This window comes from Agrococcus sp. Marseille-Q4369, from assembly GCF_018308945.1.
Lineage (GTDB): Bacteria > Actinomycetota > Actinomycetes > Actinomycetales > Microbacteriaceae > Agrococcus.
Genome location: NZ_CP070501.1, coordinates 822,029 through 838,089, shown reverse-complemented (window position 1 = coordinate 838,089; position 16,061 = coordinate 822,029). Strand labels below are relative to the sequence as shown.

14 protein-coding genes and 2 rRNA genes are annotated in these 16,061 nt (G+C 70.3%); 14 read left to right on the top strand and 2 right to left on the bottom strand.

All coding sequences use genetic code 11. The features are described 5' to 3' along the window. Window positions 1-90 precede the first annotated feature (90 nt). The 6 genes from JSQ78_RS04270 to JSQ78_RS04245 all read left to right on the top strand — a co-directional run bounded on the left by JSQ78_RS04270 (window position 91) and on the right by JSQ78_RS04245 (window position 7,262). Window positions 91-3,203 (top strand): 23S ribosomal RNA (locus tag JSQ78_RS04270). A gap of 111 nt (window positions 3,204-3,314) precedes the next feature. Continuing rightward, window positions 3,315-3,431 (top strand): 5S ribosomal RNA (gene rrf, locus JSQ78_RS04265). A gap of 103 nt (window positions 3,432-3,534) precedes the next feature. After that, entirely contained in the window at window positions 3,535-4,464 is a 930-nt protein-coding gene (locus JSQ78_RS04260; RefSeq protein ID WP_211449652.1) for a hypothetical protein, read from the top strand. Beyond that, window positions 4,371-5,366, top strand: coding sequence for a tetratricopeptide repeat protein (locus tag JSQ78_RS04255; protein WP_211449650.1), 996 nt, complete (start codon window positions 4,371-4,373; stop codon window positions 5,364-5,366). The genes JSQ78_RS04260 and JSQ78_RS04255 overlap by 94 nt, the downstream gene beginning before the upstream one ends. Beyond that, window positions 5,366-6,400, top strand: coding sequence for an HAD-IIA family hydrolase (locus tag JSQ78_RS04250; protein ID WP_211449648.1), 1,035 nt, complete (start codon window positions 5,366-5,368; stop codon window positions 6,398-6,400). The genes JSQ78_RS04255 and JSQ78_RS04250 overlap by 1 nt, the downstream gene beginning before the upstream one ends. Window positions 6,401-6,452: 52 nt before the next feature. Next, window positions 6,453-7,262 (top strand): MBL fold metallo-hydrolase, encoded by an 810-nt coding sequence (locus JSQ78_RS04245; RefSeq protein ID WP_211449646.1) that lies wholly within the window; start codon window positions 6,453-6,455, stop codon window positions 7,260-7,262. A 215-nt stretch (window positions 7,263-7,477) separates the two neighbouring features. Here JSQ78_RS04245 and JSQ78_RS04240 read toward each other — a convergent pair whose 3' ends face one another. Continuing rightward, window positions 7,478-7,678 carry a hypothetical protein gene (locus JSQ78_RS04240; protein ID WP_211449645.1) on the bottom strand — a complete coding sequence of 67 codons (201 nt, stop codon included), beginning with the start codon at window positions 7,676-7,678 and terminating at the stop codon, window positions 7,478-7,480. 22 nt (window positions 7,679-7,700) lie between these two features. Between JSQ78_RS04240 and JSQ78_RS04235 the strand changes: the two genes are divergently transcribed. From JSQ78_RS04235 to xerD, 8 genes are read left to right on the top strand one after another with little or no spacing between them, the layout of a single operon-like run. Further along, entirely contained in the window at window positions 7,701-8,690 is a 990-nt protein-coding gene (locus tag JSQ78_RS04235) for an NAD-dependent epimerase/dehydratase family protein (RefSeq protein WP_211449643.1), read from the top strand. Beyond that, window positions 8,687-8,812 carry a hypothetical protein gene (locus JSQ78_RS14000; protein ID WP_021011834.1) on the top strand — a complete coding sequence of 42 codons (126 nt, stop codon included), beginning with the start codon at window positions 8,687-8,689 and terminating at the stop codon, window positions 8,810-8,812. The genes JSQ78_RS04235 and JSQ78_RS14000 overlap by 4 nt, the downstream gene beginning before the upstream one ends. Window positions 8,813-8,817: 5 nt before the next feature. Continuing rightward, complete coding sequence (locus tag JSQ78_RS04230; protein ID WP_211449641.1) at window positions 8,818-9,606, top strand: TlyA family RNA methyltransferase; 789 nt, start codon at window positions 8,818-8,820, stop codon at window positions 9,604-9,606. Beyond that, a complete protein-coding gene (locus JSQ78_RS04225) occupies window positions 9,603-10,523 on the top strand; it encodes an NAD kinase (RefSeq protein ID WP_249295899.1) in 921 nt (306 codons plus the stop codon). Before JSQ78_RS04230 ends, JSQ78_RS04225 begins: the two co-directional genes overlap by 4 nt. Further along, window positions 10,520-12,214, top strand: a complete 1,695-nt coding sequence (gene recN, locus JSQ78_RS04220) for a DNA repair protein RecN (RefSeq protein ID WP_211449637.1) — start codon at window positions 10,520-10,522, stop codon at window positions 12,212-12,214. Before JSQ78_RS04225 ends, recN begins: the two co-directional genes overlap by 4 nt. A gap of 11 nt (window positions 12,215-12,225) precedes the next feature. Beyond that, complete coding sequence (gene pyrG / locus JSQ78_RS04215) at window positions 12,226-13,926, top strand: CTP synthase (RefSeq protein ID WP_283245033.1); 1,701 nt, start codon at window positions 12,226-12,228, stop codon at window positions 13,924-13,926. After that, on the top strand, window positions 13,926-14,540 hold the full coding sequence (locus JSQ78_RS04210; protein ID WP_211449635.1) for an NUDIX domain-containing protein: 615 nt from the start codon (window positions 13,926-13,928) through the stop codon (window positions 14,538-14,540). Before pyrG ends, JSQ78_RS04210 begins: the two co-directional genes overlap by 1 nt. Before the next feature lie 10 nt (window positions 14,541-14,550). Further along, a complete protein-coding gene (gene xerD, locus JSQ78_RS04205) occupies window positions 14,551-15,447 on the top strand; it encodes a site-specific tyrosine recombinase XerD (protein WP_211449633.1) in 897 nt (298 codons plus the stop codon). A 4-nt stretch (window positions 15,448-15,451) separates the two neighbouring features. Here the strand turns inward: xerD and JSQ78_RS04200 are convergent, their stop codons facing one another. Beyond that, window positions 15,452-15,922, bottom strand: coding sequence for a GNAT family N-acetyltransferase (locus JSQ78_RS04200; RefSeq protein WP_211449632.1), 471 nt, complete (start codon window positions 15,920-15,922; stop codon window positions 15,452-15,454). Window positions 15,923-16,061 lie beyond the last annotated feature (139 nt).

Sequence of the window (16,061 nt, the reverse complement as noted above, 5' to 3'; positions counted from 1 at the left end):
CGAGCTTCGTCTCGAGTCTTGATGATCTATATAGATCATTGGTCGCCATCGCCTCGGCGGTGGTGTCCTAACCAGAATACTCATGTATGTGGTCAAGTTTCTAAGAGCAAACGGTGGATGCCTTGGCATCTGGAGCCGATGAAGGACGTAGTAATCTGCGATAAGCCTCGGGGAGCTGATAAACGAGCTTTGATCCGAGGATCTCCGAATGGGGAAACCCCGCTGGGCGGCGTGCCGACCCAGTGACTCCCGCCTGAATATATAGGGCGGGTAGAGGGAACGTGGGGAAGTGAAACATCTCAGTACCCACAGGAAGAGAAAACAACAGTGATTCCGTCAGTAGTGGCGAGCGAACGCGGAAGAGGCTAAACCGATCGTGTGTGATAGCCGGCAGGCGTTGCACGATCGGGGTTGTGGGACATCTCAGCTGCTCTGCCGAGCAGCAAGCGTTACAGACCGCGGTAGGCGAAGAACTTGGAAAGGTTCATCGAAGAGGGTGACAATCCCGTAGCCGAAACCGCGCGATGGCGCGAGGTCCATCCCAAGTAGCACGGGGCCCGAGAAATCCCGTGTGAATCTGCCAGGACCACCTGGTAAGCCTAAATACTCCCAGATGACCGATAGCGGACAAGTACCGTGAGGGAAAGGTGAAAAGTACCCCGGGAGGGGAGTGAAATAGTACCTGAAACCGTTTGCTTACAAACCGTTGGAGCAGCCCTAGCAGCTGTGACAGCGTGCCTTTTGAAGAATGAGCCTGCGAGTTAGCGATATGTGGCGAGGTTAACCCGTGTGGGGTAGCCGTAGCGAAAGCGAGTCTGAATAGGGCGATTCAGTCGCATGTCCTAGACCCGAAGCGAAGTGATCTATCCATGGCCAGGTTGAAGCGAGGGTAAGACCTCGTGGAGGACCGAACCCACTTAGGTTGAAAACTGAGGGGATGAGCTGTGGATAGGGGTGAAAGGCCAATCAAACTTCGTGATAGCTGGTTCTCTCCGAAATGCATTTAGGTGCAGCGTTGCGTGTTTCTTGCCGGAGGTAGAGCTACTGGATGGCCGATGGGCCCCAAAAGGTTACTGACGTCAGCCAAACTCCGAATGCCGGTAAGTGAGAGCGCAGCAGTGAGACGGTGGGGGATAAGCTTCATCGTCGAGAGGGAAACAACCCAGACCACCGACTAAGGTCCCCAAGCGTGTGCTAAGTGGAAAAGGATGTGGAGTTGCTTAGACAACCAGGAGGTTGGCTTAGAAGCAGCCACCCTTGAAAGAGTGCGTAATAGCTCACTGGTCAAGTGATTCTGCGCCGACAATGTAACGGGGCTCAAGCACACCACCGAAGTCGTGGAATTCGCGCAACAGCTCGGCAGTTTCGGCTGTCCAGGCGTGCGGATTGGTAGGAGAGCGTCGTGTGGCGAGTGAAGCGGCGGAGGAATCCAGCCGTGGACGCCACACGAGTGAGAATGCAGGCATGAGTAGCGAAAGACTGGCGAGAAACCAGTCCTCCGAAAGACCAAGGGTTCCAGGGTCAAGCTAATCTTCCCTGGGTAAGCCGGGACCTAAGGCGAGGCCGACAGGCGTAGTCGATGGACATCAGGTTGATAATCCTGAGCTGGCGAAGAACCGCCCAAGTCAATCCAGTAATGCTAAGAGTCCGAATCCTTTGATCGAACCCTTCGGGGGGACGTCCTTGGGCTAGCACTCGACCCTTCGCTGGTGCGGCTAGCGTATTAACAGGTGTGACGCAGGAAGGTAGCAGAACCGGGCCGATGGTTGAGTCCGGGTAAGCCGTAGGGCGTGCGATAGGCAAATCCGTCGCACATATAGCCTGAGAGCTTTGCCGAACCCTAGAGGGAAGTCTGTGATCCTATGCTGCCTAGAAAAGCATCGACGCGAGGTTCAAGTCACCCGTACCCCAAACCGACTCAGGTGGTCAGGTAGAGAATACCAAGGAGATCGAGAGAATCGTGGTTAAGGAACTCGGCAAAATGCCCCCGTAACTTCGGGAGAAGGGGGGCCTGAGGCGTGACGGCACTAGCTGCCGAAAGCGTTTGAAGGCCGCAGAGACCAGTGGGAAGCGACTGTTTACTAAAAACACAGGTCCGTGCGAAGACGCAAGTCGATGTATACGGACTGACGCCTGCCCGGTGCTGGAAGGTTAAGAGGAAGGGTTAGCGCAAGCGAAGCTCAGAATTTAAGCCCCAGTAAACGGCGGTGGTAACTATAACCATCCTAAGGTAGCGAAATTCCTTGTCGGGTAAGTTCCGACCTGCACGAATGGCGTAACGACTTCCCAGCTGTCTCAACCGCGAACTCGGCGAAATTGCACTACGAGTAAAGATGCTCGTTACGCGCAGCAGGACGGAAAGACCCCGTGACCTTTACTACAGCTTGGTATTGGTGTTCGGTGTGGCTTGTGTAGGATAGGTGGGAGACTGTGAAGCCCGGACGCTAGTTCGGGTGGAGTCGCTGTTGAAATACCACTCTGGTCACTCTGGATATCTAACTTCGAACCGTAATCCGGTTCAGGGACAGTGCCTGGTGGGTAGTTTAACTGGGGCGGTTGCCTCCCAAAAAGTAACGGAGGCGCCCAAAGGTTCCCTCAACCTGGTTGGCAATCAGGTGTCGAGTGTAAGTGCACAAGGGAGCTTGACTGTGACAGTGACAACTGGAGCAGGGACGAAAGTCGGGACTAGTGATCCGGCAGTGGCTTGTGGAAGCGCTGTCGCTCAACGGATAAAAGGTACCTCGGGGATAACAGGCTGATCTTGCCCAAGAGTCCATATCGACGGCATGGTTTGGCACCTCGATGTCGGCTCGTCGCATCCTGGGGCTGGAGTAGGTCCCAAGGGTTGGGCTGTTCGCCCATTAAAGCGGCACGCGAGCTGGGTTTAGAACGTCGTGAGACAGTTCGGTCCCTATCCGCTGCGCGCGTTGGAAGTTTGAGAGGATCTGACCCTAGTACGAGAGGACCGGGTTGGACGAACCTCTGGTGTGTCAGTTGTTCCGCCAGGAGCACCGCTGATTAGCTACGTTCGGGATGGATAACCGCTGAAAGCATCTAAGCGGGAAGCCGGCCTCAAGATGAGACTTCCGTGCCTTCGGGCGAGAGGCTCCCAGCCAGACTACTGGGTTGATAGGCCGGATGTGGAAGTGGGGACTAAAGACCCATGAAGCTGACCGGTACTAATAAGCCGATGACTTGATAACATATACATGAGCTTGCTGCTCGCGTCCACTTTGTGGTTCTCGATGTACGGTCGAGGACTGCAGCCCTCCGCTTCATGCGGAGAGCTGTGCGAACTGAAACATCAATAGTGTTTCGGCGGCCATAGCGAGAGGGAAACGCCCGGTCACATTCCGAACCCGGAAGCTAAGGCTCTCAGCGCCGATGGTACTGCAGGGGGGACCCTGTGGGAGAGTAGGACACCGCCGGACTTCTTTTGGAAAGGGGCCCCAGATTCGTCTGGGGCCCCTTTTTCCGTTTCTGGACCCGGATGGAATGGTGCCGTGAACGACAAGGCAGACCGCAGCTCGCGCGATGGCGATCGCCGGCGCGACGCAGGAGACCGGCGACCGCCGCGAGACGGGGACCGCCGCTTCGGTGACAGCCGGCCCTCGCGCGATGGATCGCGCTCGAACGACCGTGGGCAGTCGCGCGATGCCGACCGGAAGCCGCTGCGTCCCGGAGACACAGGGTACCGGCCGGGCGGTGACTCGCGTCCGCAGCGCGACAACGACCGTCGCCCGCAGCGCGACGGTGATCGCCGCCCGCAGCGCGATGGAGACCGTCGACCGCAGCGCGATGGAGACCGTCGACCGCAGCGCGATGGTGAGCGTCGATTCGGCGACTCGCGTCCGCAGCGGGACAACGACCGTCGTCCGCAGCGCGACGGTGAGCGCCGCTTCGATCGTGACTCGCGCCCGCAGCGCGATGGCGATCGTCGCCCGCCGCGCGATGGTGAGCGCCGTTTCGGCGACTCCCGGCCGCAGCGCGACGGAGATCGTCGGCCGCAGCGTGATGGCGAGCGCCGATTCGATCGTGACTCGCGTCGGCAGCGTGATGGCGACCGCCGTCCGCCGCGCGATGGAGACCGTCGCCCGCAGCGCGATGGTGAACGCCGCTTCGGCGACTCGCGTCCCCAGCGGGATGGCGACCGTCGCCCGCAGCGCGATGGTGAGCGCCGCTTCGGCGACTCGCGTCCCCAGCGGGATGGCGACCGTCGCCCGCAGCGCGATGGCGAGCGCTTCGGGCGCGGGGATCAGCAGCGACGCGATGATCAGCGCTCGAGGAACTCGGGCCCGCAGCGCGACGCCGCGCGACCGGGTCGCGATTACGAGCGCCGCGGCGACGGCTCGGGCGAGAGCTTCAAGCAGGTGCGCGACGACGACTTCGTGCCGCCGCACCTGCCCGATGACGTGGCGCCTGAAGACCTCGACATCGGCGCTCGCGCGCAGCTCAAGACCCTGACGAAGGAGAACGCCGAGCTCGTCGCCAAGCACATGGCGATGGCATCGCGACTCATCGACGAGGATCCCGAGCTCGCGCACCAGCACGCGCTCGCCGCGTCGCGTCGCGCCGGCCGCATCGGCGTCGTCCGCGAGACGCTCGCGATCACGGCCTACCAGCTCGGCGACTTCGCCCTCGCGCTCCGCGAGCTGCGCACGTACCGCCGCATCACCGGGCGTGACGACCAGCTGCCGCTCATGGCCGATTGCGAGCGCGGACTCGGCCGCCCCGAGAAGGCGCTCGAGCTCGCGCGCTCGGTCGACGCATCCACGCTCGAGACGCCGGTGCGCGTCGAGCTCGCCATCGTGAAGTCGGGGGCGCGCCTCGACCTCGGCCAGAAGGAGGCGGCGCTCGAGGAGCTGCGCATCCCCGAGCTGCGCAAGGACAAGGCGTTCGACTACAGCCCGGCGCTGTTCGCGAGCTTCGGGGGCGTGCTGGAGGAGCTCGGCCGCGACGAGGAGGCGGCCGAGTGGTTCGAGCTCGCCGACCGCGCGATCGACGCGCTCGAGGACGCGCTGCGTCCGGGCGAGCTCGAGGAGATGGTGATCACGACCGAGCGGCTCGAGTCGCCGGTCGACGAGGAAGCCGCCGAAGGCGAGGACGAGCCGCACGACGAGGCCCAGGGCGAGGCCGACTCGCTCGGCGACGCGGACGACGCGCTCGAGGAGCCGGTCGTCGAGGAGCCGGTCGTCGAGGAGCCGGTCGTCGAGGAGCCGGCTCCGGCGGAGCCGGAGGGCGAGTCGGCCAGCGCGATCGAGTCCGAGGCCGACATGGCTGTCGCGGGCGATGACGCGCTGTTCGGCGATGCGCTGTTCGGCGACGACCTCATCGAGGGCGAGGAGCGCTCCGAGGGCACGCGCTGATGGGCCTGTTCAAGAAGGCGCAACCGGCGGCGACGCCCATCGATGGCGCCGACTACCTCTACCTCGACCTCGACGGCGTCGTCTACAAGGGACCGCACGCGATCCCGCACGCGGTCGAGAGCATCGTCGCGACGGGCCTGCCCGCGGCGTACCTCACCAACAACGCATCGCGCACCGACGCGGAGGTGGCGGAGCACCTGCGGTCGTTCGGCCTCCCGGTCGAGCCCCGCGACGTCGTGACGAGCCCGCAAGCCGCGATGCTGCTGCTCGAGCCGCACCTGCAGCCCGGAGACCCCGTGCTCGTCGTCGGCGGCGCCGGCATCGTGGTCGAGATCGAGGCCCGCGGGTGGCGCGTCGTGCGCACCGCGGCCGAGCAGCCGAAGGCGGTCGTGCAGGGCTTCCACCCGACCGTCGGCTGGAACGACCTCGCCGAGGCCTCGTTCGCGCTCGCGCGCAAGCCCGAGCACGGCGGCATCCCGTGGATCGCGACGAACGGCGACTGGACGATCCCCGTCGCCGGCGGCATCGCGCCGGGCAACGGCACGCTCGTCTCCGCAGTGCACACCGCAGTCGGCAGGCTCGCGGAGTTCGCGGGCAAGCCCGAGACGCCGATGTTCGACGTCGCCGCGGAGCGCTTCGGCGCCCGCTCGCCGGTCATGATCGGCGACCGCCTCGACACCGACATCCTCGGTGCGCGGAGGGCGGGCATCCGCTCGATCACCGTGCTGACCGGCATCGATCGCGGCCCGAGCCTCATCGGCGCCGACCCCACCATGCGGCCCGATCACGTGATCGAGGACCTGCGCGACCTCCAGCAGCCGATCCTCCCCGTGCGCGAGACGCTCGAGACGTCCACGCGCGCGGTGTACTTCGAGGTCGGCAGGGCAGCGGTGCGACGCTCCGGCATCGACATCACGCTCGTGCGCGCGGGCGATCGGCCGGTCGACACGGTCCGCGCGGCGTGCGCTGCCGTGTGGAGCGCCGACCGCCCCGTGCTGGGGCTGCGCATCGCCGACGAGCTGCTCGCCCTCTGAGGCTGGACGTTCGCCCGGTGCGCCGTCCCGGTGCGCGCGCTGGAATGGGGGCATGCATCCCTCCGAGACCGAGTCCGAGAGCGGGCGCCGCGGGGGCGCCGTCCGCCGTCGCCGTCAGGCGGTCCTCGAGCGCGACGTCGCCCCGGGCATCCATCGCCTTCAGCACGCCTCGACGAACGCCTACCTGATCGAGGACGGCGGAGCGGTCACGCTCGTCGACTCGCTCTTCCCGCGCAGCCGGCCCCACCTCGACGCGGCGCTCGCCGCGATCGGGCGCTCGATCGCCGACGTGCGAGCGCTCGTGCTGACCCACGCGCACTTCGACCACCTCGGGATGGCGGAGGAGCTGCAGCGCGAGGGCGTGCCGCTGTGGCTGCACCAGGGCGACGCGCGCATCGCGCGGCATCCCTACCGCTACCGCACCGCGAACTCGCGGCTCTGGTACCCCTTCCGCTACCCGGGCTCGCTGCCGATCTTCGCCGCGATGACCACGGTGGGCGCGCTGGGCGTGCCCGGCGTGCGCGGCACCGTCCCGATGGAGGAGGGCACCGTGCTCGACCTGCCCGGCAGCCCGCGCGTCGTGCCGACGCCCGGGCACACCGACGGGCACGTCGCGCTGCACTTCCCCGACCGCGACGCGGTGATCAGCGGCGACGCGATCGTCACGCTCGACCCGCACACGACGAAGACCGGACCACGCGTCGTCGCCGGCGCCGCGACGGTCAAGCCCGAGGTCGCCCTCCGCTCGCTCGACGCGCTCGAGGACACGGGCGCGACGATCGTGCTGCCCGGGCACGGCGAAGTGTGGCGCGACGGCGTGCGCACGGCCGCGAGGGCGGCGAGGGCCGCCGGCATCGACTGAGGCGACCCGCCGTGTGCCGCTCACGCGAGCGGCGGCTCCCACGGCGCGACGCGTGCGTCGTCGCGGCGGATGCCGTCGGCACGCCGGAAGGACGGCGCGGCCGCCGCGAGGCCGTTCCACTCGAGCGACCAGGACGCGATCGACAGATCCCGCCCAGCGGTCCGACACCCCGACGCGGCCGAGGTCGACGATTCCGGCGAACGCGCCGCCCGCGATCAGCGTGTTCGGCGCGCACGGGTCGCCGTGGCCGGGTTCCACTTCGCGAAGATCGCGCCGCCGGGCCGCTCGATGCGCGCGGTCACGCCGCCCTGCTCGTTCTGCCGGACGAGCTCGAGCGGGTCGTCGCCAGCGAGCGCGGCGATCGCTTCGGGCACCGGGGTGCCGGACGGCGGGACGTCGGCGGCTCGGAGGGTCACGCCGTGACGCTAGCGTGGCGCCATGAGCGAGACGGATCCCCGGCGGGTGCTGGTGCTCGGCGGCACGCGGTGGCTCGGCCGCGCGATCGCGCAGGGCCACGTCGAGCGCGGCGCCGACGTCACGTGCCTCGCGCGCGGCGAGGCCGGCTCGGCGCCCGAGGGCGCGCGCCTCGAGCGCGCCGATCGAGACGAGTCGGATGCGTACGACGGGCTCTCGGGGGAGTGGGACGAGGTCGTCGACGTCTCCCGCATCCCGCGGCACGCGCGCGGTGCGCTCGACGCGCTCGCGGATCGCGCCGCGCACTGGACGTTCGTCTCGTCGGTCTCCGCCCAGCGGCTCGAGGCGCCCGTCGGCGCCTACGAGGACGACGACCTCGTGCCGGAGTCGGAGTCGGAGGAGGACTACGGCGGCGCGAAGGCGTGGATCGAGCGCGTCGCCCGCGAGCGGCTCGGCGCGCGGCTCGCGATCGTGCGCCCCGGGCTCATCGGCGGGCCCGGCGACGGCAGCGATCGCTTCGGATACTGGGTCGCGCGGCTCGCGCTCGCGGGAGACGGCCCCGCGCTCGTGCCGGCGCGCGACCAGGCGACCGAGACGATCGACGTGCGCGACCTCGCCGCGTTCCTCGTCGACCGCGCCCCCGCGATCGACGGCGTCGTCAACGCCTTGGGCGCCGAGCGGCGGCTGCACGCGCTCGTCGCGTCCGCGCGCGGCATCGCCGGTCACACGGGCGAGCTCGTGCTCGCGACGGACGAGCAGCTCGAGGCGGCCGACGTCGGCCACTGGGCCGGGCCGCGCGCGCTGCCGCTCACGCTGCCCGCCTCGCTCGAGCCGCACGCGCAGCGCTCGAGCGCCCGCTACCGCGCGGCGGGCGGCGAGCACCGCCCGCTCGAGGGCATGCTCGCCGACGTGCTCGCCGACGAGCAGGGGCGCGGGCTCGACCGGCCGAGCGCCAACCGGCTCTCGCGCGCCGACGAGCTGGGCGTCATCGATTCGCTAGCCTCGACGACATGACGGAAGAGCACCTCCTCGACGAGCTCGAGCTGCTCGAGCAGCAGCCGCTCGAGGAGCGCGCCGACCAGCTGGCCCGCATCCACGACCGGCTGCAGGCCGAGCTCGGGGCAGTCCGTGGTTGACCCGCGTGGCTGACGCCATCCGGCTCGATCAGGCGCTCGTCGAGCGCGGGCTCGCGCGCAGCCGCAGCCAGGCGCAGCAGCGCATCGCCGCCGGGCTCGTCTCGGTCGACGGCCGAGGCGTCGTCAAGGCGAGCCAGAAGGTGCCGGCCGGGGCCGAGATCGCCGTCTCCGAGACCGACGCGTGGGTGTCGCGCGCGGCGCACAAGCTCATCGCGGCGCTCGACGCGTTCGGGGTGGATGCGTCGGGTCGCGACGCGCTCGACGCGGGCGCGTCGACGGGCGGCTTCACCCAGGTGCTGCTCGCGCGCGGCGCTCGGCACGTCACGGCGCTCGACGTCGGGCACGGCCAGTTCCAGCTCGACGTGTCGACGCATCCGATCACCCTGCTCGAGGGGCGCAACGTGCGCGACCTCGAGCCGGGCTCGATCGAGCCCGCGCCGAGCCTCGTGACCGCCGACCTCTCGTTCATCTCGCTCGCGCTCGCGATCGGGCCGCTCGTCGGCGTCGCCGCGACCGGTGCCGACTTCGTCGTGCTCATCAAGCCGCAGTTCGAGGTGGGGCGCACGGGCGTGCGCGAGGGCATCGTCACCGACCCGGCGCTGCGCGCGCAGGCGATCGAGCGCGTGCTGTGGGCGGCGTGGGATGCGGGGCTCGGCACCGCGGGTCTCATCGGCAGCCCGATCGTGGGCGCGCGCGGCAACCTCGAGTACCTCGCGCACCTCTCGGCGAGCGTCGGGTCGAATCCGACAGAATGGCTGGACGAGTGCGTGCGGCTGTCGAAGGAGGCGCGGTGAACGAGGCGGGAGACGTGGCGGAGCGCCGCTTCCTGCTCGCGTTCCACCCCGGCCGCGCCGAGGCGGTCGAGAGCGCGGTCACGATCGCGCGACGGCTGCTCGCGGCGGGCGTGACGCCCGTCGTGCTCAGCGACGACCGGCCGGTGCTGCTCGAGGCGGAGCCGGCGCTCACCGCCGTGGAGGGCTGGGACCGCGAGGGGCACCTCGAGGTCGAGCTCATCATGACGCTCGGCGGCGACGGCACGATCCTGCGTGCGGCCGAGCTGCAGCGCGAGCTCGACGCGCCGCTGCTCGGCATCAACCTCGGCCACGTCGGCTTCCTCGCCGAGGCGGAGGTCGCCGAGTCGGCCGAGGTCGTCGAGCGGGCGCTGCTGCGCGACTACGAGGTCGAGCAGCGGCTCACGCTGTGCGTGCGCGTCTTCCGCGGCGACGAGCTCGTGCACGAGACGTGGGCGGTCAACGAGGCCGCGATCGAGAAGTCGGGCTCGGGTCGCATGATCACGACGCTGCTCGAGATCGACAGCCGAGCGGTGTCGTCGTTCGGCACCGACGCGGTGCTGCTGTCGACCCCGACGGGCTCGACCGCCTACTCCTTCTCCGCCGGCGGCCCGATCGTCTGGCCGACCGCCGAGGTGCTGCTGCTCGTGCCGCTCGGCGCGCACGCGCTCTTCACGCGGCCGCTCGTCGTCGCGCCGACCTCGACGATGGCGGTCACGATCGCCGAGGACTCGACGCACCCCGCGGTGCTGTGGTGCGACTCGCGCCGCTCGTTCGACCTGCCGCAGGGCTCGCGCGTCGAGGCGACCCGCGACGCGAAGCCGCTGCGGCTCGCGCGCCTGTCGAAGGCGCCGTTCGCCGACCGGCTCGTCGCGAAGTTCCACCTGCCGGTGGAGGGATTCCGGCGGAAGCGGCAGTGACGCGCCTCGACGAGCTGACGATCCGCTCGCTCGGCGTCATCGACGAGGCGCGCGTGCCGATCGGTCCCGGCTTCACCGCGATCACGGGCGAGACGGGCGCGGGCAAGACGATGGTCGTGCAGGCGCTCGCGCTCCTGCGCGGCGAGCGCGCCGACGCGGGCGTCATCCGCTCGGGCGAGGAGCGCGCGGCCGTGCAGGGCGTGTGGATCGTCGACGATGCGGATGCGGTGGGTCTCGTCGAGGACGCGGGCGGCACGGTCGACGACGGCGAGCTCATCCTCGGGCGGGCGCTCACCCGCACGCCCGACGCAACCGCGCGCTCGCGCGCACAGGCCGGCGGAGCCGCCGTGCCGGCGGGGCTGCTGCGCGAGCTCGCCGACCGGCTCGTCGCCGTGCACGGGCAGTCCGACCAGCAGCGGCTGCGCTCCGCCGAGGCGCAGGCGGCGGCGCTCGACCGGGCGGCCGGGGCCGCGCTGCAGGAGCTGCTCGCCGAGTACCGGGCCGCCCACGCGGCCTGGAGCGACGCGCGCGAGACGGCCGAGCGCATCCGCGCCGAGCACGACGCCCGCGCCGCCGAGGCGACGCGCATCCGCGAAGAGCTCGAGGAGCTCGAGGCGCTCGACCCGCAGCCGGGGGAGCAGGACGAGCTCGCGGCGCTCGCGCACCGGCTCGAGCACGCGGAGTCGCTGCGCGCCGACCTCGGCGAGGCGCACCAGGCGCTCTCGAACGACGATGACGCGCCGGACGCGGTGACGCTCGCGGGCCGGGCGCGCCGGCTCGTCGAGCGCGCCGCGGGAGACGACGCGGCGCTCGCGGACGCGCTCGAGCTGCTCGTGCAGGCCGACGCGCTGCTGCAGGAGGCGTCGGCATCGATCGTCACGGCGCTCGACGACCTCGAGCGGCCCGAGCGGAGCCTCGACGAGGTGCAGCAGCGGCGCGCCGACCTCTCGGGGCTCGAGCGCCGGCTCGCCCGGCCGCTCGACGAGGCGCTCGAGGCGGCGCCCGGCGCCGCGCTGCGGCTCGCCGAGCTCGAGGGCGACGAGGCGGAGCTCGAGCGGCTCGAGGCAGAGCAGGCGCGCCACCTCGAGGCGGCGACGGCGCTCGCCGACCGCTTGAGCGAGCTGCGGCGCGACGCGGCGGGGCGGCTCGAGGCGGCGGTCGGGGAGGAGCTGCGGGCGCTCGCGATGCCGAACGCGCGGCTCGTCGTCGAGGTCGCGCAGGCCGACGCGCTCGGCCCGGCCGGGCGCGACCGCGTGACGATGCTGCTCGCGCCCCACCCGGGCGCCGAGCCGCGCCCCATCCAGCGCGGCGCGTCGGGCGGCGAGCTCAGCCGCATCATGCTCGCGATCGAGGTCGCGCTCGCCGACGAGAGCGTGCCCACCATGGTGTTCGACGAGGTCGACGCGGGCGTCGGCGGCGCCGCCGCGACCGAGATCGGCCGGCGCCTCGCGCGGCTCGCGCAGCACTGCCAGGTGATCGTCGTCACGCACCTCGCGCAGGTCGCGGCCTTCGCCGAGCACCACGTGCGGGTCGAGAAGGGCACCGACGGCCGCATCACGGCATCGCAGGTCGCCGCGGTCGAGGGCGAGGAGCGCCTGGCCGAGCTCGCCCGCATGCTCTCCGGCAGCGCATCCGAGACCGCGCTCGCCCATGCCCGCGAGTTGCTCGAAGACTCGGGCGCGGTGGGTTAGGCTCGAAGCCCGTGGACCTCAGTGCGAGCGGGACCGACACGTCGGCCAAGGTGACCAAGCAGATCTTCGTCACGGGCGGTGTCGTCTCCTCCCTCGGCAAGGGCCTCACCGCCGCGTCGCTCGGCAACCTGCTGACCGCGCGCGGCCTGCACGTCGTGATGCAGAAGCTCGACCCCTACCTCAACGTCGACCCGGGCACGATGAACCCGTTCCAGCACGGCGAGGTGTTCGTGACCGACGACGGGGCCGAGACCGATCTCGACATCGGCCACTACGAGCGCTTCCTCGACGTCGACCTCTCGCAGGCGGCCAACGTCACGACCGGCCAGATCTACTCGCGCGTCATCGAGCGCGAGCGCCGCGGCGAGTACCTCGGCGACACCGTGCAGGTCATCCCGCACATCTCCGACGAGATCAAGCGCCGCATGCGGCTGCAGTCCGAGCAGGACCCGCAGCCCGACGTCATCATCACCGAGATCGGCGGCACCGTCGGCGACATCGAGTCGCAGCCGTTCATCGAGTCGGCCCGCCAGATCCGCCACGAGCTCGGCCGCCAGAACGTCTTCTTCGTGCACGTCTCGCTCGTGCCGTTCCTCGGCGCCTCCGGCGAGCAGAAGACGAAGCCGACGCAGCACTCCGTCGCGACGCTCCGCTCGATCGGCATCCAGCCCGACGCGCTCGTGCTGCGCAGCGACCGACCGGTGAGCGAGTCGAACCGCAAGAAGATCGCGCTCATGTGCGACGTCGAGGAGCGTGCCGTCGTCAACGCGATCGACAAGCCCTCGATCTACGACATCCCGAGCATGCTCACCGAGCAGGGCCTCGACGCCTACATCATCGAGCAGCTCGGCCTCTCGGCGGGCGAGATCGACTGGTCGCGCTGGCAGCCCGTGCTCGACGGCGTGCACAACCCGAAGCACGAGGTCACGATCGGCCTCGTCGGGAAGTACATCGACCTCCCGGATGCGTACCTGTCGGTGACCGAGGCGGTCAAGGCCGGCGGCTTCGCGAACCAGACGAAGGTCAACCTGCGCTGGATCCGCTCCGACGACTGCGAGACCCCGGAGGGCGCGGCCGCCGAGCTCGGCGAGCTCGACGGGATCGTCGTGCCCGGCGGCTTCGGCATCCGCGGCATCGAGGGCAAGCTCGGCGCGCTCAAGTTCACGCGCGAGAACGAGATCCCCACGCTCGGCATCTGCCTCGGCCTGCAGTGCATGGTGATCGAGGCCGCGCGGAACCTCGCCGGCATCGAGGGCGCCTCCTCGACCGAGTTCGACGTCGATACCCCCGCGCCCGTCATCGCGACGATGGCCGAGCAGGAGCAGCACATCCACGGCGGCGACCTCGGCGGCACGATGCGGCTCGGCATCTACGAGGCGAAGCTCGCCGAGGGCTCGCTCGCCGCGCAGCTCTACGGCGCCGATTCCGCCGAGGAGCGCCACCGCCACCGCTACGAGGTCAACAACGCCTACCGCGAGCAGATCGCCGAGGCGGGGCTCTGGTTCAGCGGCACCTCGCCCGACGGCCACCTCGTCGAGTACGTCGAGATGCCCGGCCACCCGTTCTACATCGCCACCCAGGCCCACCCGGAGCTCCGCAGCCGGCCCAACCGCGCGCATCCGCTCTTCCGCGGCCTCGTCGCGGCCGCCCTCGACCGGCAGCGCGCCTCGAAGCTCTTCGACGAGACCGACGAGTCGATCGAGACCGCCTGATGCTCGAGGACGCGCTCGGGCGGCAGCCGGTGCTCGAGAGCGAGCAGCTGTTCTCGGGGCGCATCTGGGACGTCGAGCGGCAGGAGTTCGAGCTCGGCGGCGAGCGGATCGTGCGCGAGGTCATCGTGCATCCCGGCGCCGTCGCGGTCGTGGCGCTGAACGAGCTCGGCGAGGTCATGCTCGTGCACCAGTACCGCCACCCGGCGGGCGGCACGCTGTGGGAGCTGCCCGCGGGCCTGCTCGACGTCGAGGGGGAGGACCCGCTCGCCGCCGCGCGGCGCGAGCTCGCCGAGGAGACCGACCTCGAGGCCGCCTCGTGGCGCACGCTCGTCGACCTCTCGCCGTCGGGCGGCGGCTCGACCGAGATCATCCGCGTCTACCTCGCGACCGACGTGCGGGAGCTGCCGGAGCAGCACGCGCGCGTCCACGAGGAGGCCGCGATGGAGCGCCGCTGGGTGCCGCTCGAGGAGGTCGTCGAGGCGGCGCTCGCGATGCGGCTGCACAACGCGACGCTCCTGTCTGCCGTGCTCGCGCTGCACGCCATGCGCGCGCGGGGCGCCGAGCCGCACGCGGCCGACGCGCCGTTCGACTGGCACCCCGCGCACCGGCCGTGACGCGGTGAGCGTGTCCCCGGCCGTCGCGGTCGAGCGGCTGCTGCGCCAGCTCGCGATCGAGCGCGGCCTCTCGGCGCACACGATCGCCGCCTACCGGCGCGACCTCGCCGGCTACGTCGCGGTGCTCGAGGCGCGCGGGGTGACGGATGCGTCGGCGATCGTGCGCGAGGACGTCGCCGCCTTCCGCGCGGCGCTCGCCGACCGGCAGCTCGCCGCCTCCTCCGTCGCGCGCCACCTCTCGGCGGTCAAGGCGCTGCACCGCTGGCTCGTCGACGAGCGCGTCGCGAGCGAGGACGTCACGCGCGACGAGCGGCCGCCGAAGCTGCCGCAGCGGCTGCCGAAGGGCATCTCGGTCTCGCAGATGCAGCGCCTGCTCGAGACGCCGAGCGGCGACGACCCGGCGGGCCTGCGCGATCGGGCGCTGCTCGAGCTGCTCTACGCGACCGGCGCGCGCATCTCGGAGGTGCTCGGGCTCGACGTCGACGACCTCGCCAGCGAGCACGGGCTCGTGCGCGTCACCGGCAAGGGCGCGAAGCAGCGGCTCGTCCCGGTCGGCTCGTTCGCGCGCGAGGCGGTCGATGCGTGGCTCGTGCGCGGTCGGCCCGCGCTCGCCGCGAAGGGCCGCGGGGGACCGGCGCTGCTGCTCGGTGCTCGGGGCGGGCGGCTCAGCCGCCAGGCGGCGTGGGAGATCATCCAGCGCGTCGCGGAGGAGGCGGGCGTCGAGCACGTCTCGCCGCACACGTTCCGCCACTCGTTCGCGACCCACTTGCTCGAGGGCGGTGCCGACGTGCGCGTCGTGCAGGAGCTGCTCGGCCACGCATCCGTCGCGACGACGCAGATCTACACGCACGTCACGGCTGACACGCTCCGCGACATGTACACGACCGCGCACCCGCGCGCCCGCTGAGCGACTACCGCTCGGGGATCGCGCCGTCGGCGTAGAGCGAGCGCGGGTTCGAGCGGAAGCCGGCCCGCTCGTAGACGGGGATCGCCTCGACGCTCGAGTGCACCGTCACGTGCTCGAGCCCGCGCCGCCGCGCCTCGTCGAGCACCGCGGCCGCGAGCCGGCGACCGAGTCCCGCGCCGCGGTGCTCTGGCACGACGTAGCAGCTCTGCAGGTCGCCCGATCGGCGCTCGAGCGCTCGCGGCGAGGGCACGCGCGACTGGATCGCGAGCCACGCCATGCCGACGACCTCGCCGCCCGCGATCGCGACGATCGGCACGTGCGAGCCGGTGTGCGCGCGAGCCCACTCCGCCGCTGCGGCGGCGTACGCGCCCGGCTCGGGCAGCGGCTCGTCGCTCTCCTCCCGCACCCACCGCCACCGGAGACCCGCGACCGCCTCGAGCTCCGCATCCGCCGCGAGCCGCACCACCACGTCCATGCGCCCATCGTGGCATCCGCCGCGTGTGCCGTCCTCGGCATCCGCCGCCGGGTGCGCTTCCGCCCGACAGGGGCGGGCACGCCGGCCCCCGCGCGGCCGAACCGCCCCTGTCGCCGGGGCGTCGGTGCGCGCTGACCGA

Excerpts from the sequence above, each read along its gene's own strand:
- JSQ78_RS04260 (WP_211449652.1), top strand. The coding sequence starts at position 3,535 with ATGGCGATCGCCGGCGCGACGCAGGAGACCGGCGACCGCCGCGAGACG.
- JSQ78_RS04250 (WP_211449648.1), top strand. The coding sequence starts at position 5,366 with ATGGGCCTGTTCAAGAAGGCGCAACCGGCGGCGACGCCCATCGATGGC.
- JSQ78_RS04245 (WP_211449646.1), top strand. The coding sequence starts at position 6,453 with ATGCATCCCTCCGAGACCGAGTCCGAGAGCGGGCGCCGCGGGGGCGCC.
- JSQ78_RS04235 (WP_211449643.1), top strand. The coding sequence starts at position 7,701 with ATGAGCGAGACGGATCCCCGGCGGGTGCTGGTGCTCGGCGGCACGCGG.
- JSQ78_RS14000 (WP_021011834.1), top strand. The coding sequence starts at position 8,687 with ATGACGGAAGAGCACCTCCTCGACGAGCTCGAGCTGCTCGAGCAGCAG.
- JSQ78_RS04210 (WP_211449635.1), top strand. The coding sequence starts at position 13,926 with ATGCTCGAGGACGCGCTCGGGCGGCAGCCGGTGCTCGAGAGCGAGCAG.
- JSQ78_RS04200 (WP_211449632.1), bottom strand. The coding sequence starts at position 15,922 with ATGGACGTGGTGGTGCGGCTCGCGGCGGATGCGGAGCTCGAGGCGGTC.